We start from the raw sequence: 22822 nt of genomic DNA, 5'->3' as shown, positions 1-22822 counted from the left end.
GATAATAGCTGACATTTAAATACATTATATTAAACCATATTTAAAATTTGATAATCAAAATAATAATTTCATAAGGATATGTTTGCTTCATGTTTATAGATATTTCCGCATTTTTGATTATTTTATTTTAATGATTAAAGAAAGTCGTTCTTTTTTACCCGTAAGTTTATTTTAATTTTAACAAAAACCTCGATAAGGTGACCTATTATGAATGAAAAATCAAATTCTAACGTTATATTTTTAATCACTAGCTCTAATACCGCATCAGCGGATGGTGTCAGTTATAATGAGATTATCTGTGTCTTCTCTTTTGGTGATATGCCAATTAATGGCGCTCAAGTGAGTTTTCATACCAGTCATCAAAATGCCAAGTTTTCAAATGACCAACGTAGTATAACGGCACACACAGATTCAGAAGGAAAATGTCGTGTTTTATTAGCGAGTACAGAAGAGTCTGTATTAGTATTTGCCCTAGTTAATTATAATAATCAAAATTACTCAACGTCGACAACGAGTGTATTTTCTGATCATAATAATACTGATAATGAATTGTTCTCTTACGTTCTGAAAAATAATGCCCAAGCTGACGGAAAAGATACTAACTATATCGTCTATAAGTTACTTGTTAATGGTCAGCCAAAAGAAAATGAATATATTACATTTGATAAATTACCAGCAACCAGTTCAGCTAACATTGCGCCTGCTTTCGGCGTAACGGATTCTTATGGACAATTGCTCATTACTATTACGGATACCAAAGCAGAAAGTGTGTTTATTACCGCTCATGCGGTTACAGAAAATATCTATGCAGAACCGCAATTTATTAGCTTTATTCCAGAAGTGCCTGCCAGTACGATTGAAGGTGATATTACCATTAAAGGCCCTAGAAGTCTTCTCGGTCACTTTGGCCTTTTAGGTGAAGATTTTGTTTTTGAGCCTGGTCGCTATTACTCTTTTCATCTGAGTAATAGAGCCGATATCAGGGTAGCTAGCTGCCCTAAGGGAACTTTATTTAATGGGCTGAATAATAGATGTGCCTTACTTAACGATGATCCCGTGCTATTAGATGATTTTAATATTGAAGGTAGACCTTTCTATTGCTCGAGAGGGGGTTCAATAATGAAAGAATATTTCTACTCTACTACTAACATAGGAGAAACCCACCACTTTATCTTTAAAGATTTAGGCACTTCTCTTTCGTAAAAAATCACTGTCACCTCGCTGAATATCAGTGAGGTGACAGTGCATTTGGCAACACCGCTTGATAAACATGGTCAGCAGCTTAATCATACAGCGCATACAGTAATTATTGCTGGCTAACTCAGAGTAAAACCGCCTTATATTATAGATTGTTATCGAGTCATACTCTGTTCCAGCAGGTTCAATGTTTGATTATTCATTGTATTCAAATGAGATTAGCTTATCACCAACCAGTATTTACCAGCCAAGTGAAAGGTTCATCACTTAACCAGTTAATAATCACAATCGTTTACGGTCGTTCTAGAATTCGAGCACCTGGTCCTTTACGCCCTCAGGGTTGCGCAGTGGACATTCACTCAGCGATAAACAGCCGCAACCAATGCAGTGGTCTAGTTCATTACGTAAACGCGTGAGCTGTCGGATCCTCCTATCTAACGACGTTTTCCATTCAGTTGACATCTCCTTCCACTGCTCTGAAGTGAGTTTGCTATTCGCTGGAAATTTTCCCAATGCGTCTTGAATCTCTTTTAACGGAATACCAGTGCTCTGAGCCACTTTAATAATTGCGATATAGCGTAATACCACAGAAGGAAAGCGTCGCTGATTGCCTTGTGTTCTCGTACTTTGAATCAACCCTTTTGACTCATAAAAGTGGACAGTCGATACAGGTACACCAGAACGTTTTGCCACCTCTCCAACCGTTAATGCCCTTGTAAAATCGATCTTATGTTCACCCTTAGCACGCCTTTTTGTCGTTTTCGTGTCTTTCTCCGTCATTTTTACCCCCCTTCTCTTGACCTCAACTTAACTTAAGGTTTTATAGTGCCAGCCACTGAATTTGTCAATTCAGATTATTCCATTCTATTTTCTGCATGAGGTGGTGACAGCACTCATTGTATGACATGCAGGTTAACTTGTTTTTAAAGGGGATAGGCTATGCCATCGGTAATTGCCAAAATTTTAGAAAGCAACACATTATGGATTATCGCTCGTTTGCTGATGTCAGTTCTGTTCATTTCATCTGGCCTAGCAAAGGTTTTTGACTATGAAAATAGCCTAGCAGAAATGCGCGCAGCAGGGTTACATCCAGATTGGTTTTTCAATATCGCCTCTGCTGCGGTCATGCTAGTCGGCTCACTATTATTACTCTTTAACCGACTACTATGGCTGGGCACCGGTGCTTTAGCCGTATTTTTATTCTTGACTATTGTCGTTGTTCATACCTTTTGGAGTTATACCGGTGAAGAAGCGAAAATCGCCATGTTTTGGGCTATTGAGCACACTTCGGTTATCGGAGGATTAATGGCAGTCGCTATCGCGGGTCATTTCCGTGAGCTTTATTTCGCTGTTAAGGCACAGAAATAGTAGGTATTGATAATGAATAAAAAAACAATTGTTACACTGTGTTCTTTACTTATTGTAGCTGGCGGTGGAGCCGCGATTTACACGTCTTATGCTCAAGATGAAAAAGACGAACAAGCGGCTTATCAATATCCTCCTGTGAAGGTCGCTTTAGCACCAGTGACTCAAGATAATGCTCCACGTACTTTTTATGGTGTTGGTGAGTTAGAGGCCGGTAGCCAAGTGTTTGTTGCCGCTGAAACCAGTGGTCGCATCACAAAAATTAATTTTGAATCAGGCCAGCAGGTTAAAAAAGGCCAGCTCCTAGTACAACTGAATGATGCCGTCGAGCAAGCCGACTTGGCTCGCTATCAAGCTCAGTTGCGTAATGCGTCAAGGCTGTATGATAGAACTCGTACACTGGCAGCCAAACATTTAGTGGCAGAAGCACAAGTGGACAGTACACGAGCAGAGCGCGATATAGCGCAAGGGCTAATCCGCCAAACACAAGCTTTAATCGCGCAAAAGGCTATTCGTGCTCCATTTGATGGCACTATCGGTATTCGTCAGGTACATGAAGGACAATACCTGAGTCCGGGTGAAGCGATAGCTAGCCTAGTTGATACTCAAACATTGAAACTCAACTTTTCTCTTGATGAACAAGCTGCGCCTGAATTGCATGTCGGCCAAATTGTCGATATCAATGTTGATGCTTATCCCGGCAAAACCTTCCCTGCTCGTATCAGTGCTATTGATCCGTTAGTCGGTAAGTCACGCACCATCCAACTCCAAGCCACGCTAGAAAATAGTGCTGGTGAGTTAAAGGCCGGTATGTACGCTAACGTCAATGTGATACGTCAAGCAGAGTCTGCTGTACTGACTATTCCTGAAACCGCAGTCACTTATACCGCGTACGGTGACACCGTTTTCATTGCTGAAGGTAGTGGTGAAAATATGACGGCAAAACAAGTCTCGGTGAAAATAGGCCAACGTTGGGATGGCAAAATTGAAATTGAGCAAGGTTTAAAAGCGGGCGACAAGGTGATCACCTCAGGGCAACTTCGCCTCAATAATGGTTCTGCCATTACCCCTGTAGCACAAGACACACTCATACGTATGACCTTAACGACCTAACCCAATGATTTATTTGTGTTATTAAGCAGCTTATATACGCCACTTATTTGGTCTCGTTTAACATTTTGCCGTTGGCAATGTTGCGCTAAAAATGCCAGCGCGTTATTCATGGCTTTTGCTAAATCCGTACCACGACTCATGGCTATATCAAAGCAAAATGGTATCCACCACATATGGGCAGTTTTTGCTCCGGTAAAAAGCGACAACACCCGGTTATACTTCTTTTGTGCCGCGTTGATTAGCCAGCGTTTTAAGGTTGCTGCCAGCAAGCTACCCCAAATTAATGTCTCAACGATTGTGGCATGACCTGTATCGAATTTATTTAAATTATTCATCGACTTCCACTCTTTGAATAATAATTCTATTTGCCAGCGAACACGATAAAAATCACCCACAACAGCTGGAGGAAACTGCTCACGGTCAAGGTTAGTGCAGACCAATACATGACGTTTTTTGTGATCTAATGCTGCAAATGCAACGCAACGATAAACCGGGCCATTCGGCCACTGCACATCTAAATCCAATACACCTGCATTGGGTAATTCTTTTAACCATGTTTTCAGCGGCTTCATCTGCTGAGTCTTAGTACAAACCGCCATTGGATTAACACGGTTACACATCCGCATAATAAAATACGCGCAGGCTTCTTGAAGCTGTTGTATATAAGCTTTTGAAAAATAACCTGCATCTGCCATAAATAAGCAGCCTGATAAAGAGGCGGGTGAAGGCAAATAGTCCCGCTCGGGTGCCGTGTCCTCAGTCAGACTAACACCGTCAGGTTGCCCCTTAAACACGTCATAAGTGACATGTAACTCAACCGCTGCCGGACTATTTTCATTAAAACGTCCTGGAAAATAGAACATTAAGTCGTCATGTACAGCGAAACTGGTGCCATCTTGTAAAATAATGCGCTTGAACATGTCCTGATATTTATTCCTGATAGCAAACATATCAGGGAGATGCAGAGCCAGCGCCTTTTCAAACACTTCACGCATAAATTCAGGAGCAGCCATTTTAACCAACTGTTTATGAAAGGGTTTAAGCTTTATGTCCGTTGAGTGCATATGGTTAAATTGCCGGTGCACATCGGCAATCGAATTCGTTGTTCCTGCACCCAGCGCACTGACCAGCGCCATGCAAAACTTCTGTGGCGTCACCTGCCGCCGCCGCTTCATAAAGCCTGATTGCTTGCCAAGCGCATCAAGCTCTGCTGCTGAAAAAAATCGTTCAAAAGCGCTCGAAAATCGGGTATCTTGTTGTTGCTTCATTCGTTTTTCCTGCAAAGGTGATCTTTTTTTTCTGGTAAATCAATTAGATCACGAATGAAGCACCTCTTCAACTCCTAAAGATCATACCTATGAAGACACACTAACAGAATCACCCGTTAAGACAGCTCAAGATTCATAAGGACGGCGCTATGAAATTTACTGATGTTTTTGTGCGCCGACCTGTTTTGGCGCTGGTGGTGAGTGCTTTAATTGTCTTAATAGGGTTATTTGCATTAAGCAAACTCCCTATTCGCCAATACCCTCAATTAGAAAGTTCCACTATCACTATCACCACACAATATCCAGGTGCATCCGCTAACTTGATGCAGGGCTTTGTGACTCAACCTATTGCCCAAGCTGTTTCTTCAGTTGAAGGTGTCGATTATTTATCTTCTTCTTCTGTGCAAGGGAGTAGCTTAGTCACGGTGAGAATGGAACTTAATCGAGATTCAACTCAAGCACTCGCGCAAGTGATGGCCAAGGTGAATCAAGTGCGTTACAAGCTGCCTAAAGAAGCTTATGACCCAGTGATTGAGCTTTCTTCCGGTGAGTCTACCGCGGTTGCTTATATCGGATTTTCCAGTACCACCCTTTCCATTCCTGCTCTGACGGATTATTTGTCACGAGTTGTTGAGCCTATGTACTCTTCTATTGAAGGGGTTGCCAAAGTTCAAGTATTCGGTGGGCAACAATTAGCTATGCGCTTATGGTTAGATGCCGACAAACTGGCTGGCCGAGGACTGTCTGCCGCAGATGTCGCTCAAGCTGTCAGACAAAATAACTATCAAGCTGCTCCCGGTAAAGTGAAAGGCGAATATGTCATTTCAAACGTCTATGTTAATACTGATCTCACCAATGTCTCTGAGTTCCAAGACTTAGTTATTCGCAATGACGGCAATGGACTGGTACGTTTACGTGATGTCGGTACGATAGAACTGGGTGCATCCGCCACTGAAACTAGCGGTTTAATGAATGGTGAGCCTGCAATTTATTTAGGTTTATTTGCAACGCCGACCGGAAACCCTCTGGTGATTGTTGATGGCATGAACAAGTTAATGCCTGATATCATAAAAACATTGCCGCCTAACGTGAAAGTGGAGATGGCCTTTGAAACATCCCGCTTTATCAAAGCCTCAATCGATCAGGTATTCAATACACTCGTCGAAGCGTTATTGATTGTTATTGCTGTTATTTATTTATGTTTAGGTTCCATCCGTAGCGTTATTATTCCTATATTAGCCATTCCACTGTCAATGTTAGGTGCGGCTGCACTCATGATGGCTTTTGGCTTTAGTATCAACTTATTAACACTACTTGCAATGGTCTTGGCCATCGGGTTAGTTGTTGATGATGCCATTGTTGTTGTCGAAAACGTTCACCGTCATATTGAGGAAGGTAAATCACCGGTACTGGCAGCATTAATTGGCGCTCGTGAAGTCGCAGGTCCTGTCATTGCGATGACCATTACTTTGGCAGCAGTTTATGCCCCAATAGGTTTAATGTCAGGTTTGACTGGCGCGTTATTCAAAGAATTTGCGTTAACTCTCGCAGGCTCTGTCATTGTTTCAGGTATCGTGGCATTAACATTATCCCCTGTAATGAGTTCATTTATGTTGAACTCAAAACAAAATGAAGGCCGTATGGCTCATGCTGCGGAAAAGTTTTTTACCTTCTTAGCAAATTACTACACGAAAGGCCTTAACTTCTCGTTAAAACACCGCTGGATCACCGGTATTATCGCAGTGTTCGTATTTATTAGCTTACCACTGTTATACCAATCCGCCCCCCGCGAGCTAGCGCCTGTTGAAGACCAATCGGCCGTGTTAACAGCAATTAAATCACCACAACATGCTAACTTAGAATATGTTGAGCGTTTTTCTCGCAAACTTCATGATGTGATGATGGAATTACCTGAAACCGAAAGTACATGGATCATTAATGGTACTGACGGTATATCTTCCAGCTTCGGTGGTACCAATCTAAGTTCATGGGAAGAGCGTGAGCGCCCAGCATCCGCCATTCAGGCCGATTTACAAGGCATGGTGGGTGATGTTGAAGGTAATAGCATCTTTGTATTCCAATTACCTGCCCTCCCTGGCTCTACTGGCGGCCTACCAATACAAATGGTTCTCAGAAGCCCTCAAGGCTACCCTGTCTTATATAAAACGATGGAGGAGATCAAGCAACAGGCTCGTGAAAGTGGGCTATTTATGGTGGTAGATAGCGACCTTGATTACAACAACCCAGTGGTTGAAGTCAAAATTAACCGCTCAAAAGCCAATAGCCTTGGCATCAGTATGCAGGATATCGGAGAATCACTCACACTCTTAGTCGGTGAGAACTACATAAACCGCTTCGGTATGGATGGACGTTCTTACGATGTTATTCCACAAAGTGTTCGTAGCCAACGCTTAACACCAGATGCGCTTGCTCGTCACTATGTCAAAGCACAAGATGGCACCATGATCCCACTGTCAACCGTAGTCGACATCAATACACAAATTGAGCCAAATAAGTTAACGCAGTTTAATCAGCAAAATGCGGCAATATTCCAAGCGATTCCCGCTCCTGGTGTCACATTAGGACAGGCTGTTTCTTATTTAGAAAACATTGCCAATGAGCTGCCTGCTGGTTTTAGCCATGACTGGCAATCTGATTCGCGCCAATATAAACAAGAAGGTAACACCCTCGCCTTTGCATTTATGGCGGCGCTCATCATCATTTACCTTGTTCTTGCGGCACAGTACGAAAGTTTAGTCGACCCATTGATTATTTTGATCACGGTACCACTCTCCATTTGTGGGGCACTCATTCCTCTCGCATTCGGATACGCGACCCTCAATATTTATACGCAAATCGGATTGGTGACATTAATCGGGCTTATCAGTAAACACGGGATCTTGATGGTCGAGTTTGCGAATGAATTGCAGGCGCACGAAGGATTGGATAAACGCCAAGCAATTTTAAAAGCTGCACAAATTCGTTTACGTCCTATTTTAATGACCACCGCGGCAATGGTCATTGGTTTAGTTCCTTTGCTCTTTGCAACAGGAGCCGGTGCGAACAGCCGTTTTGGATTAGGCCTTGTGATCGTAACGGGTATGTTAGTCGGTACTCTATTCACATTGTTTGTTCTTCCCACCATTTACTCGCTACTTGCACGTAACCACAGTTCAACTGCATTAACCCCAAGACGTTACGAGCTAGCCGAAGCGAATCGCCTACTGAAAGAAGATGAGGAGAAAGCGCAATGAACCATAGCATCACGAATCGTCATTCAAAAAACAGTCGAGCCATGAGTAACAATGACATTAGTACCATGAGCAATAGCTTTGCCATGCTAATGATTTACCACGGGCTGACGGGTCATGCTACAAAGTCCCCCAATGAAAAAGGGGAGCCCACTCTGTATAAAATGACAAAATAGACTCTATATTCAGTAAGCCGCATACCTAAGATATGCGGCTTTTTACTATTCTATCAATCCGTTGCGTCCATTATAAAAAACAAAGACGAGATTGCCTTCATAGACAATTATTGGTTTCCCCGGCAAAGCGGCTAATATATCATCTTGCGAAGCCTCGACGAGTACAGCAATATCTTGATAATTATGTTGTTCTAATAACGTCGGCAGTTGATCTAAGCGATAGAATCGATTCGCTGCATCCGGATATTTTAACCCATAATTCAGCTCACCATTTTGGTGTAACATCGTAATATCACTACGCTTTAATACCCAAGCCAATGCAGTGCCTAACCCTACATTATTTGTCAGCAAATACGTTTTATTGGCTAACTGTGGACGGTATTTTTCGATCAATTTTTGAGGGGTATTGTTACTGGCAACCTTATCAGGGATCACATGGCCTACACTCAAACTCAACGCAAGAGTACAAGCGGCCGCCCAAGCCCAATATCGACGATGATATGAGATAACACCAGCAAGCCCCCAAAAGAGGAATGCACCAGCAGCCAGTAACCTTTTGTTATCCTCATCGAGTGAATAGGGACTCACTTGTGGGAAATAAGGTAACACAAACAAGGCAACCGCAAGAATCAGGCCAATACTGATATTAATCACGGCATTAAGGCGAATCGTCCCAACGCGATTTTGTTGTCTAATTCTATCGATATAAGCGGCCATTAAGACGGCAACGGGAGCCAGACAAGGAAGTATATAGGTCAATAACTTACCTTTAGTAATACTAAAAAATAGGAAAGGTACCAAGAACCACATCAGGAAATAAATGTGTAAGCCCTTTTGACGAAAACCATTCACTAACGCGGCTAAAAAATAACCGAGCCAAGGCAATACCGCTGCTATCAAGATAGGTATATAGAACCAGAAAGGTGAACGGTTTTGCGCATCTTCCGACATAAAACGCTGTACATGCTCAACCCAAAAGAAATAATGCCAATAATCTGGCTCACGACCTGCAATCACAATCGCCCAAGGCAGACAAACCAGGAACAAGCTACACAAAGAGACAAAAGCAAAACAAAAAACTTCTTTAAACTGCTGATAGTAAAGCGAACTTAAAACAATCACTAACCCCGGTATAACCAAAACCAAAAAGCCTTTTGTCATCAATCCAAGGCCACCCGCCACACCGAGTAAAATAAATGCGATCAACTTATGCGAGAAGCTTTTAGTTGTTAGGCCCCATTGATAAAAGAAGATAGCCATCGTGATAAATGCCGTCAAAATAGGGTCGAGGACATTATAGGTTCCAATGGCGAGCACCATTAACATGGAGAGATAAATCAAAGTGGCATTAAACGCAAGGTCATTTTTTTTCCATGCCATCTTTGCACTGAGGTAGACAAACAGGGCACTGGTTAAGGTGCTAAACACCACACCGAGGCGAACGGAAACATTATTTTCGCCAAACAGCATTTGAAAAAATGCATTCACCCAGTAACCAAAAATTGGCTTTTCAAAATAACGAATATCAAGAAGCTCAGGCACACTCCAGTTATAACTAAGAATCAATTCACGGCTAATTTCAGCATAACGTAACTCATCGGGTTGCCAAAGAAGCCGACCATTAAGCGGAATAAAGTACGTCAGTAATACAAACCCAAATAGCAGGCACCATTTAAGGTAGGCAATCTTATTATTTGCCATCATCATTTTTCTCAACCATTCTTTTAATAAAAACTTAATAATTATTAGATATACATCTGAGTGTTATTGACGACATGAATACGACATAACGCAATTATAATTATTTAGCTTAGTGCTCATTCATCCCATCATTATCACTAACATAAATAAACCTGATATAAACGAGTAAAAAATTAATTTATTATCCTTAAACAATTAATAAATGGATATAAAATAAAGAGTTATTAAATATCAAATAAGTACTCGGTAGCTAAGACTCGCTCCTCATCAAAGAGTTCACCGTCAACAATAAAATATCTTTATCATTTCTCGCAATAAGAAATCAGGGATTCTTTGGTTAAACTTATCATTAACAACGAACCGTTGAATAATAATCACAAAAAGAGTAACAAGGATTGCGTTAAATATAGTGAGATTAAAAAAGCGATTATCAATAAAGCTCACTTTATCGATAACCGCTAATATTCGCGACCTCTGTTCAGATAACGTTATTGAGCTGTTTTCAATGCTTGCTCAAGATCTGCCAAGATATCATCAATATGTTCAATACCAATAGAGAGGCGGATCATATCGCGCGAAACCCCTGCTTTGGCTAATTCCGCATCGTTAAGCTGGCGATGGGTTGTTGAAGCGGGGTGGCAAGCTAATGACTTAGCATCACCAATATTCACGAGTCTCACAATTAATTTTAATGCATCAATAAAGCGAGCCCCAGCGTCTTGCCCACCTTTAATGCCAAATGACATGATACCCGCGGGTTTACCTTGCATGTATTTTTTCGCTAATGCATGCTCAGGATGACTTGCTAATCCCGCATATTTGACCCAAGCCACTTGAGGGTGATTTTCTAAATATTGAGCCACTTTTAGTGCATTCTCTGTGTGGCGTTCCATTCTTAAAGCCAGCGTTTCCAAGCCTTGTAGAATCAAAAATGCATTAAATGGAGAAAGTGCCGCCCCCGTTCCGCGTAAAGGCGCCACGCGACAACGAGCAATAAAAGCAGCTGCACCAAAGTGTTCCGTATAGCTGACGCCATGGTATGCAATATCAGGCTCCACCAATAGTGAGAAACGCTGCGCATGTTCTAACCAAGGAAATTTACCCGAATCAACAACCATGCCGCCGATAGAGGTTCCATGCCCTCCAATATATTTGGTCAATGAGTGCACGACGATATCAGCACCGTGCTCAATGGGACGGCATAAATAAGGTGTGGCCACCGTATTATCAACGATTAACGGTACGCCGTGGCGATGAGCCACTTCAGCTAATGCTGCAATATCGACCACAAATCCTGCTGGATTCGTGATGGATTCACAAAATACCGCCTTAGTTTTATCATCTATCAGCGCTTCTAATGCGGCTAAATCATCATGCTCAGCAAAACGTGTTTCAATCCCGAAACGTGGCAACGCATGCGCCATTAAGTTATATGTGCCACCATAAAGTTTGGCAACAGAAACAATATTATCTCCCGCTTGTGCGATAGTTTGAATTGCATAAGTGATAGCCGCCATTCCTGATGCAACAGCAAGCCCAGCAATCCCACCTTCTAATGCCGCCACCCGCTGTTCTAGTACATCATTCGTCGGGTTCATAATACGAGTGTAAATATTGCCAGCGACTTTTAAGTCAAATAAATCGGCACCATGCTGAGTATCATCAAAAGCGTAAGAGGTCGTTTGATAAATCGGAACAGCAACCGCTTTTGTGGTGGGATCAGGAGAGTAGCCTGCGTGAATCGACAATGTTTCTAATTTCATTTGTTATCCTTATTATGCCGTAGTAAAGGGTACCGTCAGTTCTATGACTTCTGTATTTACTACGTACCTGTTATATAAATAGATATTACCTAACAGTCTCTAGCAGACAACCCGTCTCAACTTGAAATTATTTCACACAGACAAATATCTTAAGTATTAATGACTCTACAGTATTAACTCACCGTAATTCGTTATTTACTAGGTTATTTGTTATAAATTTAAGAGATAAAAAAGCCCACAACAATCACTTGCTGTGGGCTTTTTTTATTCTGGGGCATCAATTATTGAAACGCACCATAGATAACTGATGTGATTGAAGCTAAACCACAAATTAAAGTGAACACTTGTGCAAGAGCTGATGTGCTGAATTTTTTCATCGCTGGCACAATACGCATCGCAACCACAGGTAGAATAAACAGGATAGCCGCAATCATTGGGGCACCCATCGTTTCAATCATACCTAAAATGCTTGGGTTTCTAATTGTGACGATCCATGTTGTTAAGACAATGAACAACATAGAAGCCGTTTCAATTTTTCTCACAGAGAAAGATGAACGAGATTTAATCAATCCAACTAAACCTTCATGAGCCCCTAAGAAGTGTCCAAAATAACTGGATACAATAGCCGCAAAAGCAACAATTGGGCCTAAGTAAGATAAGATTGGTGATGGGTTAATGTTAGCAATGTGCGACAACACACTAATGTTCTCTTTTTTCGCGATTTCTAGCTCCGCTGGATTTAAAGATAACACCACCGAAAAGACAAAGAACATCACGAATCCAGTTAACATCATCGCAGCGCCACCTGTAATCATATCCGTTTTAATAACGGCTTGGTCACCAAATTGTTGACGTTGATCTTTGGTGAACTGGCTGATGATTGGGCTATGGTTAAACGAGAATACAATCAGAGGAATCGCCATCCATACCACCGCTGGCATTGCACTCCAATCAGGTGCCACTTCAAGCATTGAAGTGTTCCATTCTGGAATTAAATACAAAGAAAGCGCTAATAGAATGAAAACCAGCGGATAAACCATCATGGAAGTCACGCGTAGCATTAAATCACGGCCAAATAACACACCGGCAGTCATTGCACCAATCAATACGCCAGACAGTAGCCAACGAGGAATAGGCTCCATGCCAATTTGGTTTACTAAGAATGAATCAACGGTATTAGTAATCCCAACGCCATAAATCAATACGATAGGATAAATAGCGAAGAAGTAAGCAAATGTGATGACGTTTGCCCCTACTTTACCGAAATGCTCTTCCACGGTATCCGTAATATCAGCATCTGGATTTTTTGCCGATAAAACAAAACGGGCTAATCCTTTGTGGGCCAACCAAATCATTGGGGTCGCAATTAATGCAAGAATCACTAATGGCCAAAAACCCCCAGCGCCGGCTTTAATAGGTAAAAATAGCACCCCTGCACCAACCGCTGTACCGAATAAGGATAAAACCCACGTAAAATCTTTATAGGTCCATTTATTAACTGGTTTGTCTGTCGTCTTCATAGCATTTTTCATTATTTATTTAACACAAAAAAATATGTGCGGATTTTGCATCAATTGCCATTCAGTACCTAGCTTATTTTTTGGCTTTTGTTTGGCTTTTTGGTGTAGATCTCAAAAAAAGGTCTTTATAAGGAAAAGTAGACAGAAATGAAAAATAAAACACCTCATTTCATTTAAAAAAAACACACGTAAAATTAACAAATTTTCGATTAATAGCCTGATTAACTATCAACATATAAATTAAATTTGGCTAGAAACAGACTATTTCTAGCCATTTTGATACTAGATTGATGAATAATTAGAGATAAACCGGAACTAAAATTTCGGTTGCAATAATCACAACAACCAGTCCAACTAACACGGGAACTGAAGTTCTTTTCACGACCTCAAATGGTGAAATTTTCGCCATACCGGAGACTGCAACCACCACCCCAGAAACAGGTGATAAGGTACGCCCTAAATTGGAAGCCTGTAACATAGGAATGACTAAATAAGCAGGGTTAACGCCCATTTGTTTCGCTAGATGTGGGATCAACTCGACAAACGCATAAAAAGGCGCATTACCTGAACCTGTCGTCATCGCAGCAAGCATAGTAATAATCACCAATGCAATCATCATCACTATCGCGCCGGAACCGAAAGATTGTGCAAGGTCGATCAACCCCTTGATAAAGCCAATGGTACTTAAACCTTGTGCAAATATACCGGCGGCCACTAATAACATAACGACACTCGCAAATGCATCCGCCATGCCTTTATAACAAGTATCCAGCCCAGCATAAACGTGCTTAGCACTGAAGCTACGTAAAAATTCAATAATTGCGGCTAAAATAATGCAGCCAACAATGATAGTTACGATATGCAGTTCAGGCGCCCATTTACCATCAAAAATCAGTACGCCAATAATTGGCGTAAATGGCAAAATGGCATAAAAACTAGGTGCATGCGTTTTAATTTCATTCACGTCTAACATTTCAACGTTAACGTGCTCTTTTCTATCAAGAAAGCGCTGCCAGAAAAAGTGCGCTACCGACATCGCGATGATCGCCGCAATGGAGATTGGCAGCGTTGTTTTAAAGGCAAAATCAATCAACGGCATCTCTGCGGCTTTTGCCGCTAAAATCACATCGCCAGATGTCGGCGCCAATATGATTGCCGCGGGTGAAGCACAAATCGCTGCGGCGGCACCACGGCTAATACCGACATTCACCATAACGGGGAATAAGGTTGCCATTAACAATACACCTAGCCCCGTGGCTGAAGAAACGGCTAATGACATCAAACAGGCAACAATATAGGCTGCAACCATTAATATATAAGGTGAGTTGATCATTTTTAATGGTTTAGAGGCAATTTTCACCACCACATCATTTGCACCAATGTGGGTCATATAAGACGCGAATCCACACAGCACCATGATCATCATGCCTAAGTCGCCACCGCGACTCATCAATAAGAATTTGATATATTCTAAAATATCTGTAACACGCCAACCCGTCGCCTTCACGGATTCAGGTAAAATACTTTTCCCCATAATTGCGGTAATGATCAGTAGTAAAATACCCCCTGTCATCAGCACGCCCGTTGCCGAGTAGCCTTTAATAATGTAGCGCCCAACGCCGATTGCGACGATGACGCCAATTAACAGTTCAACCATATATTTCTCCTGCCTGAAATAATTTTAATTTTAGTTAACTGTACTCTGCCCAATATATAAGCGAAATTTACTGACGCGGATCATGTCATGAACAGATAATTATCATAAAAAAATAACTATTCGCTTTGCTTTATAGAATGGACAAGAATTTTTGAAGGCAGAAATACTCAGGGCGATTTCTCTATATTTTTAATATTTTTTAAAGAAAAAGCCCTCTAGTAATTTAAAGGCTAAAATAGATATTTGAAACGAATACGAAACCCATATCGTTCATCATCGGACTTATCAATGAGTTCGCTTTTCGCTGTTGCTATCGTTGAGTAGTAAGCACCCAAATAAATATTATAGTTTTCAATGTGTAAGATATTGGGGATTTCGTAAGAAACATACAGAGTATGTAAATCATATTTTCCTGGAACGCCATTGAGGACCGACTCATCATCCAGTACATATTGATATTTATTCGGATTAAAATCTTTAATATTATTGTGAGCGTATATATAACCTAAAACGAAACGACGCCATTTTGCATATCCGCCAGCTGAAAAGTCCGTTTCCGCATTAGCCTCCATATAAGCAGTATTAAAAGCGGCTTTAATGCCACTCATTTTATCTTTTGATGTGGTATCCCAAGTGATATTTAAACCATAGCCATTACGTCTTGAAAAATCTTGCCACTTGCCATCAATTGTCGCACCATAAGCGTTATGCATAACTTGGCTCTCCATCGCCAATGCAATTTTCAATGGTTTTGGTTTCCAAACAGCGACAGGCCGAAGATAAACTGCACTTTTTCTGTTATCAAGGTCGTAGCCATGATAGCGCTCATCACCAAATAATGCGGTTCCATCTTCAACTAAGGTGTTCACTTCAAAATACCAATTGTCCAACCTTTTCGAGAGCTGGATACTTCCACCATCATTTGAGCGACCCCGACCTTCTTTCATCATATAAACATAACCATATCCATCGGTATATAAGCTATTTGAGGTGTTACCTGAGTGAGAAATGAAAATATCTTGGTCAAGGGGGAACATACTATAACCTTCATACCGCCCGACTTTAATTGTCCAGTCATGATGTTTTCCAAAATAAAAGAAAGCATCATCTAACCCGATATCTCCATCTGCCTTAGCAAGAGGTTCAACTTGAAAGCCAGTTTCATTACCATTGGCGAGTTGGTGTTTACCTTGGAAACCCAGCAAAATGCGCCCATTTATATCCCAATTATCATTTTTACCACTATTGGCACTTTTACTCACCGCTTCACGTATCGATGTCATTTGCCCTTTACGACTGGAACCATCGATATTCAGCTCAATATTTCCGTAGATCTTTAACTCACCATTCTGCTGATTAAATTTAATAGTGGGTTTTGTTGTGTCTGTCTTTAGCGCTTCTTTAGGTTGGGATGATGGTGTCGTTGCCTGTAATGTCATCATCTGTGCTAATTTATTGGCTCGATTTTCAGCACTCTCCGCTCGCTGAATAGCTTCGGCTGTCAAAATCTCAAGCGCTTTAATGCGCGACGCCATATCCGCTAGCGTTATATCGGCCAGAACGGTTACAGGTAACGCCCCCCAAAACATGCATATTACTTTAATTAACCAGTTGATTTTCATAGCATTCCTTAGTTGGAGAAAGGGTTTTTATCGCCCAACCAAGATTGCTGAAATTAACCGTAAGTTTTATTTTTTATAATAAGAATACTGCATATTAAATGACCAAAAAAACGGTGTATCATCACAATTTTAACGATACCTACAGCAGAATAATGATTAATAAATCAGATAAAATTTTTAGCGAAACTGCTCAAAAATCATGTCACCCGAAAAGCCACGATATTGTAAATAACGAATCTGTTTACTTTTTTCTTTAAAATCACTCGGAATATCATCACTAAATTTTTTACGACGTACTGTCGCCGCAAGTTCAAACCAATCAACATCCGTCTTCTCAAATTGTTGGTCAATCAAAGTAGCAGCAAACCCTTTTTGTCGTAACTCTTGTTTAATACGCAGTGGTCCATAACCTTTACGGATATAACTTTGAAAATGCAGTTCCAGCACTCGAGTATCATCAAGAAAATGTTGTTCACTCAGACGCGCAATCACTCGTTCAATCAGCGTTTCATCAACAATCCCTTCATTCTTTTCATACATACGACGTTTCATACGCGCATTTAGCTCCTCTGTTCCATAATCGCGACGAGAAAGCATAAATAGTGCATATTGATATAATTCAGATTCAGTCATAGATAATACTCAACAATAAAAAATGGGTACCTAATGTACCCATTCTATATGCTAATGCATTCGAAATGCAGTTAAGTGGCGTCTTAGTGAACTTGAGCACCCGAAAGTAATTTATAAATCGTATCAGGTGTGTAGTTACCATCTTGATAGTAGATAGTCCAATCAGTGATATCATCACGCGTAAGCGGATAAACCTCTCCTTCTTGCATCGTCTGCACATAGAAAGGATGATTGATCAAACGACCTTCAAAGTGATCACCATTCCAAGACACGGGCTCAAACCACATGTGCTCATGACCTTCATAGTCTTCTTCTTCATCACGATAGCCAATTCCACACTTCACCAAGAAACGCCATTCGCTCTCGTCTTGCTCTTCTGATTTTCCAAGCAGTTTAGATAGAAAACCTTTCTTTTGTACAACCGGTTTTGGCCCATAATTATCGAGCATGTGGGTAAAATATTCCCAACGTAATTTTGCTTTACGAGACATATCCGCGGTTTCTTCATCAGTACGCATAAACATCATCGCATTTTGATCTTCAAAACCTTTAAAGAAGCTTTCTAGAACTGGCTCTTCTTGTGTGACTCTAAATAACATAACAGATGGGTGTTGATGGGATTCATCGCGATCATTCCAATCGCCCATAAACCGTTTTGACGCCGCGTCACCAAATTCATAATTCATCTCTTCAAGCGGTTTCAAATTATCAATTGGCGTTGATTGCCCTACATGTTGTAAACCTTCTTCAAACGGTAGTGCCACTAAATATTCGTAACCACTTTGTGTTTGACCAATAAAAATTGGCTCATTAAACACAATTTTGCCATGCGTAATACTATTGTTAACAAAACTCCAGAACAGCTCAGGAATACCGTAATAAGACGCGATAGGATGTGGGATAATAATTTCCGCTTCCGATAACCCACAGCGCGCAAGACCATGAGTGTGGAACCAATACATTGTTGGCCCACGTTCTTCAGCCGATTGTTCTTCAATTTCATCAGTATCATAGATGGCATGAACGACATATAAAGAATCAATGCTTGGCATCAAATCATCAAGCAATTGGAAATTCAGCCACTCGCGGGTAAAGACCTTACCCGCCGCGGACAAATCAAGTCCTAACAATAAGTCGGGAACTAATATCTGTATAATTCTTAGCTGTTGTAAGTAACTCACTAAAGGCTGATCTTGAAATAGGCATTCAACGATAACGGCTTGTGGCGCGGCACTCGCCTCAGCATATAACTCAGGGCTGATTGGATCTGTAGAGAAATAAGGATTAATGACATATTCAGGGTCACTATCCACCAGAGAAATATAAAAACGTAGCTCTTCCTCGCCTTGCTTACAGGTAAAGAAAAATTCCCCTTCACTTTCAGGTATGTAGTCAATCTCTCCATCAGTAAAATAGTTTTGCTCTTCTAAACGTTGTTCTAGACGCGCGAGTGTTAATTCTGAAGCAGGAATTGCCACCATTGAAGAAGCTTCTTTTTCACCGTTACCGGCAGCGATATCGAGGTATTGTTGTTTATTATTCATTATATAAGCCTATAATTTGTTTACTCGCCCAAGGATAACAGCTTAGTCTAGCCATTTATATTGTGAATAATCTTAACGAATTCATCTTAAAATATTTGCCTGTACATTTTAAAATAGTCACTATCGAACAAAGTGTTATTGTACTTTGCAATCAAAGATCACTCAGGCACAATAGCCTTAACGTAATTCTCTAACCGTAGCTCCGCTTTAATTGGGCTGAATAATGGATATTAAATATGGCAGAACTCACTAAAGAGCAGAAAAAATACGTTGACCAATTGGCGATGGAACGTGTTTATGACATGAATAATGATGACGTGCTCATCAATGCGCTTGAGCAGAAAGTGCATCAAATGGAAGATCACTTAAAAGCCTATTTCCATGAACGTGTCCATTTCCATCAAAGTAAGCAAAAATAACAACAAAATGGGTAATAAAAGAAGTGATCTTAAATACTTCTTTTATTACTTCTTAACTTTAATCAAAAAATATCGAATTAAACCCTTATTTCCATAAAACACAGCATTTAACGCCATCTATTAATTAACTTATTATGCTAAACTTGAACTCATCTTTTATTGATGTGTTTTCTCTTGTTTATTTCAATGTAGAGTCCATTTATGACACGCATTCAACTTAGCAAAGCGTTGCTACTCTCTTGCTGCTTTTCTATTCCAGTCAGCTTTGCAGATAGTGACCGTCCACTTTTTTCCGTCACCATGAGTGAGTCTGGCGTTCCACAAAATAACAGCGAAGGCGGTATTACTCGCTCATCTTCTAGCGAATCTCGTGTATTGCCTATTTGGGGAGATGAAGCACGCGCTCGCGGTTATGATATCCCAGAGCCTTTTGGTGTAAGCTACGGCTATATGAACCTGCGCCAAGATGTTGTGGTGGATAAAATCGGTTTTATTTCTAATTCCAATATGGATTTAGAAAAAATGCTTCATATCGAAACCGGACATACCCGTAGTAAAAATGAATCTCATGTATTAAAGCTTGATGCATGGGTATTCCCTTTTATGAATGTATACGGTCTTTATGGAAAAACAAAGGGAACATCAAAAACCAATCTAAATAACGTAGAAGCGCGCATGAAATTGCCTTGGGGTAAAGATTGGATTATCCCTATTGGTAAAGATTTACCATTCGAATTAGATTATGAAGGGAAAACCTATGGTGGTGGCGTGACCTTTGCTGGGGGCTATAACCAATTCTTTACAACTCTAGATGCTAACTATACTAGAACAAACCTAGATATTTTAGATGGTAATATTTCAGCCCTAGTCATTACCCCACGTATTGGTTATGAGTTTATTTTTGATCCTCTGATCAGTGGTCAAGGAAATACAAAAATTCAAGTTTGGACGGGTGCTATGTACCAAGATATTACCCAACGTTTTAAAGGGGATGTCAGCAAACTTAATCTCCCTCCCGAGTTAAGTAAATTTATGGTATTAGCGCCTAATGACATGAAATTCGATGTCAAACAGCACCTTGCCCATAAATGGAATAACACGGTAGGGGCGCGTGTCGAACTAACACGTCACTTTAATGTGTTAACTGAAATTGGTTTCAATAACCGTAATAGCTTCTATATTTCAGGTGAGTTCCGTTTTTAATGCTCCAGCAACAATATTTGCAAAGGCTGACACTGCTCAGCCTTTTTATTACCCTACCCATTCAAGCGGAATTATTGCCTGATCGGCAAAAAATCGATGTTTGGTTAAACCAACTCGGTGGCTCAAATAGTTTTGATGAAAGCAAAACCATCGACTGGGGCATATTACCCGGTCCATTTTATACGCCAGAAATGGGCGTAGGAATTGGTACTGCGCTCGTTGGTTTATATCGTATCGATAAAGACGATAAAACCACTCAGCCCTCCTCTGTTGGTTTAAGTGGATTTGCTTCCTCTACTGGCGCATTTGGCGTTAATTTCACCAATTATAATTTTATCGACCACGACCAATGGCGATTATTTATTTCAGGTACTTTAAATAACATCCCTACTTATTATTGGGGGAAGGGGTATGCCGCGGGAAAAAATGACCATAATAAAGAAAAGTATCATTCCCAAGAATTCCAAATAACGCCCCGAGCGCTATATCGTCTGGCAGATGCTACCTATGTGGGATTAGGTTGGCAGTTCTCCTCTATTAATGCGAGTGATCCTGATGAAGGTGCTAAACGCTATTTTCAGCAAGCTATTGGGGGTCGTTCAGTGATCAACTCAGGTATCAGTGCTTATTTTAGCTATGATACACGCGATTTCTTACCTAACGCTCACCACGGGCAGACTTTTGAAGCCATCTATACCTATTTTTCCCCTAGCCTAGGCAGCGATACGCGTTTTCAGAGTACACAACTACAGTATGCTTATTATCATGAGATAACAGAAAAAACCGTCATTGCACTTGATAACTACGCACGATTTACCACTGGTGAAGTACCGTGGAATCAACTCTCTTTATTAGGTAACACGAATCGTATGCGAGGCTATTACGAAGGGCGCTATCGAGATAACAACATTTTTACGACCCAATTAGAGCTACGGCATAAACTTGATTGGCGTCATGGTGTCGTTGGTTGGCTCGGTACTGGAACGATGAGTGACAGTCCATCTGAATTAGGTGAAGGCCATTGGCTGCCGACTGTCGGTGTCGGCTATCGATTTGAATTCAAACCTAGAATGAATGTACGCCTCGACTTTGGTGTCGGCCGTAATAGCACAGGTTTCTATTTCCAAGTAGGGGAAGCGTTTTAATGCTGAAACCATTAATAGTCACTATTGGTATTCTGTTGCTCACAGCCTGTCAAAATAGTGCACCTTCTAAACTTGCAGCTGTATCACCTGAACTTAATAGTGATACTCATGAATTTGCGTCACAGTCATGGCCTGTCCTTGAGCCTTTAGAACCACCTCAAGGTTTACGCGCCTGTTGCGCTTTTGGCTATGACCTGCAAGCACAACTTTGGGGGATCCCAGTTCCTTTCTACACTATCGATAATATTGTTGAAGCCGATAAATTAGGTGAACATCATTACAATGATAGCTTCTTAGGTGCTACCGCCGCACTAATGGGCGTCAGTGATGAAAAAGTGGGCCTTTTATACACGGATAAAGGGGGATTCATTGATATTTCCCATGTTAGAGACACAGCTGACTATACCATCTTTTTGTTTAGCCAAATTTATCCAAGGCTCGGTGAAAGCTGGACGCTCAAATTAAGTGACGAACTCGCTAGCAGGCAAATTGTTTTTAAGCCGTTTACACCACCGGTTTCCACCGAACAGCGATATACTCTCAGTGCTTACTTAGCTGCAAAGCTCGCATTCCAACTTGCCGCTTGGCATGAAATAGCCCAATGGTATGGCTATCAATCTGTGCCCGGTTTTTCAGAAGGGATTTCTGCTTTTTCTCCGGAGGATTTATATTCCAATCTACTTGGCGCTCGCCTATCCATGACACTGATCTTACAAGGTAGAGCCCAGTCACTGCCTTTATTTTCCCAATCTATGGAAGATATACTCCCTACGGCATTGGAACAACTTGGTGCCAATACTAAGCTACAGACCCGCGCTATGTTCGATAGAGTCGATGGATTGTGGTGGAATAGCTACCAGCGCGTTCCTAAAAAATTCCTCGTATTAACTCGCGATTATGATACTAGCGATAACCGCTATCCTTTAATGCCTTTGCAAATGGTGCCAACAGAAAGCTTACGTTTAAGCTTACCTAATGAATATCAAGGATATTCTTTGCAAGAGCTTGCTCAATTTAGGTTATTACCTACATCAAAAATGGCACACTTACCGACTCCGCAGACATACTGGACAGCGGCTGATTTTTCCACGCTCTCTGAAGCAGCAAAACAACAAGATCAGCAGCAACAGATATTATCATTTTGACCGTTTTTAAAGGTAGGTAGAAATTGTACGATTGAACACTTTTTCGCCTACCCTTTCCTCAACACGACACACTTTTTCGTTTAATATCGAATCAACACAA

17 protein-coding genes and 1 pseudogene are annotated in these 22822 nt (G+C 41.0%); 9 read left to right on the top strand and 9 right to left on the bottom strand.

Translation table 11 applies throughout. From position 1 onward, the window contains the following. Positions 1-207: 207 nt before the first annotated feature. Positions 208-1203, top strand: coding sequence for an Ig-like domain-containing protein (locus M1F03_RS02295; RefSeq protein ID WP_251464982.1), 996 nt, complete (start codon positions 208-210; stop codon positions 1201-1203). 286 nt (positions 1204-1489) lie between these two features. Here M1F03_RS02295 and soxR read toward each other — a convergent pair. After that, a pseudogene (soxR, locus tag M1F03_RS02290) lies at positions 1490-1977 on the bottom strand (redox-sensitive transcriptional activator SoxR). A gap of 159 nt (positions 1978-2136) precedes the next feature. Between soxR and M1F03_RS02285 the strand changes: the two are divergent. Continuing rightward, positions 2137-2565 (top strand): DoxX family protein, encoded by a 429-nt coding sequence (locus M1F03_RS02285; protein WP_154622216.1) that lies wholly within the window; start codon positions 2137-2139, stop codon positions 2563-2565. A gap of 12 nt (positions 2566-2577) precedes the next feature. Continuing rightward, positions 2578-3675: an efflux RND transporter periplasmic adaptor subunit gene (locus M1F03_RS02280; RefSeq protein WP_318840070.1), complete on the top strand. Its 1098-nt coding sequence runs from the start codon at positions 2578-2580 to the stop codon at positions 3673-3675. Here M1F03_RS02280 and M1F03_RS02275 read toward each other — a convergent pair. Beyond that, positions 3672-4943 (bottom strand): IS4-like element ISPa13 family transposase, encoded by a 1272-nt coding sequence (locus tag M1F03_RS02275; protein ID WP_000813355.1) that lies wholly within the window; start codon positions 4941-4943, stop codon positions 3672-3674. The two genes, M1F03_RS02280 and M1F03_RS02275, sit on opposite strands and share 4 nt — an antisense overlap. A 149-nt stretch (positions 4944-5092) precedes the next feature. Between M1F03_RS02275 and M1F03_RS02270 the strand changes: the two genes are divergently transcribed. Together M1F03_RS02270 and M1F03_RS02265 are read left to right on the top strand one after the other, a co-directional pair. Next, positions 5093-8197 (top strand): MexW/MexI family multidrug efflux RND transporter permease subunit, encoded by a 3105-nt coding sequence (locus M1F03_RS02270; RefSeq protein WP_154622214.1) that lies wholly within the window; start codon positions 5093-5095, stop codon positions 8195-8197. Next, the gene (locus tag M1F03_RS02265) at positions 8194-8370 is read left to right on the top strand and encodes a hypothetical protein (protein ID WP_251464978.1); all 177 of its coding nucleotides are present in this window, start codon (positions 8194-8196) and stop codon (positions 8368-8370) included. The genes M1F03_RS02270 and M1F03_RS02265 overlap by 4 nt, the downstream gene beginning before the upstream one ends. Before the next feature lie 45 nt (positions 8371-8415). On the opposite strand, the gene arnT is transcribed toward M1F03_RS02265, so the two are convergent. From arnT to M1F03_RS02230, 7 genes are all read right to left on the bottom strand, one after another. Continuing rightward, the gene (gene arnT / locus M1F03_RS02260; RefSeq protein ID WP_154622213.1) at positions 8416-10077 is read right to left on the bottom strand and encodes a lipid IV(A) 4-amino-4-deoxy-L-arabinosyltransferase; all 1662 of its coding nucleotides are present in this window, start codon (positions 10075-10077) and stop codon (positions 8416-8418) included. A gap of 482 nt (positions 10078-10559) precedes the next feature. After that, positions 10560-11834: a bifunctional O-acetylhomoserine aminocarboxypropyltransferase/cysteine synthase gene (locus M1F03_RS02255; RefSeq protein WP_251464976.1), complete on the bottom strand. Its 1275-nt coding sequence runs from the start codon at positions 11832-11834 to the stop codon at positions 10560-10562. A 281-nt stretch (positions 11835-12115) separates the two neighbouring features. Further along, complete coding sequence (locus M1F03_RS02250; protein WP_163860601.1) at positions 12116-13354, bottom strand: aromatic amino acid transport family protein; 1239 nt, start codon at positions 13352-13354, stop codon at positions 12116-12118. A gap of 298 nt (positions 13355-13652) precedes the next feature. Continuing rightward, a complete protein-coding gene (gene dcuC, locus M1F03_RS02245) occupies positions 13653-15011 on the bottom strand; it encodes an anaerobic C4-dicarboxylate transporter DcuC (RefSeq protein WP_154622210.1) in 1359 nt (452 codons plus the stop codon). Positions 15012-15241: 230 nt separating this feature from the next. Next, positions 15242-16633 (bottom strand): carbohydrate porin, encoded by a 1392-nt coding sequence (locus tag M1F03_RS02240; protein WP_251464973.1) that lies wholly within the window; start codon positions 16631-16633, stop codon positions 15242-15244. Between the two features lie 177 nt (positions 16634-16810). Further along, a complete protein-coding gene (locus tag M1F03_RS02235; protein ID WP_251464971.1) occupies positions 16811-17266 on the bottom strand; it encodes a regulatory protein RecX in 456 nt (151 codons plus the stop codon). A gap of 83 nt (positions 17267-17349) precedes the next feature. Then, the gene (locus tag M1F03_RS02230) at positions 17350-18810 is read right to left on the bottom strand and encodes a DUF4026 domain-containing protein (RefSeq protein ID WP_196713979.1); all 1461 of its coding nucleotides are present in this window, start codon (positions 18808-18810) and stop codon (positions 17350-17352) included. 236 nt (positions 18811-19046) lie between these two features. On the opposite strand from M1F03_RS02230, the gene M1F03_RS02225 reads away from it, so the two are divergent. From M1F03_RS02225 to M1F03_RS02210, 4 genes are all read left to right on the top strand, one after another. Beyond that, complete coding sequence (locus M1F03_RS02225) at positions 19047-19229, top strand: hypothetical protein (protein WP_154621810.1); 183 nt, start codon at positions 19047-19049, stop codon at positions 19227-19229. Between the two features lie 201 nt (positions 19230-19430). Then, positions 19431-20432, top strand: a complete 1002-nt coding sequence (locus M1F03_RS02220; protein ID WP_272578427.1) for a hypothetical protein — start codon at positions 19431-19433, stop codon at positions 20430-20432. Then, positions 20432-21577: a BamA/TamA family outer membrane protein gene (locus M1F03_RS02215; protein WP_154621808.1), complete on the top strand. Its 1146-nt coding sequence runs from the start codon at positions 20432-20434 to the stop codon at positions 21575-21577. The genes M1F03_RS02220 and M1F03_RS02215 overlap by 1 nt, the downstream gene beginning before the upstream one ends. After that, positions 21577-22722 (top strand): DUF4056 domain-containing protein, encoded by a 1146-nt coding sequence (locus tag M1F03_RS02210; protein WP_251464969.1) that lies wholly within the window; start codon positions 21577-21579, stop codon positions 22720-22722. The genes M1F03_RS02215 and M1F03_RS02210 overlap by 1 nt, the downstream gene beginning before the upstream one ends. The last annotated feature ends 100 nt before the right edge of the window (positions 22723-22822 follow it).

Origin of the sequence: Providencia sp. PROV080 (genome assembly GCF_033688105.1) — a bacterium.
Classification (GTDB): Bacteria; Pseudomonadota; Gammaproteobacteria; order Enterobacterales; family Enterobacteriaceae; genus Providencia; species Providencia zhejiangensis.
The sequence above is the reverse complement of the archived record's forward strand: the minus strand, read 5'-3'. Positions and strand labels throughout refer to the sequence as shown.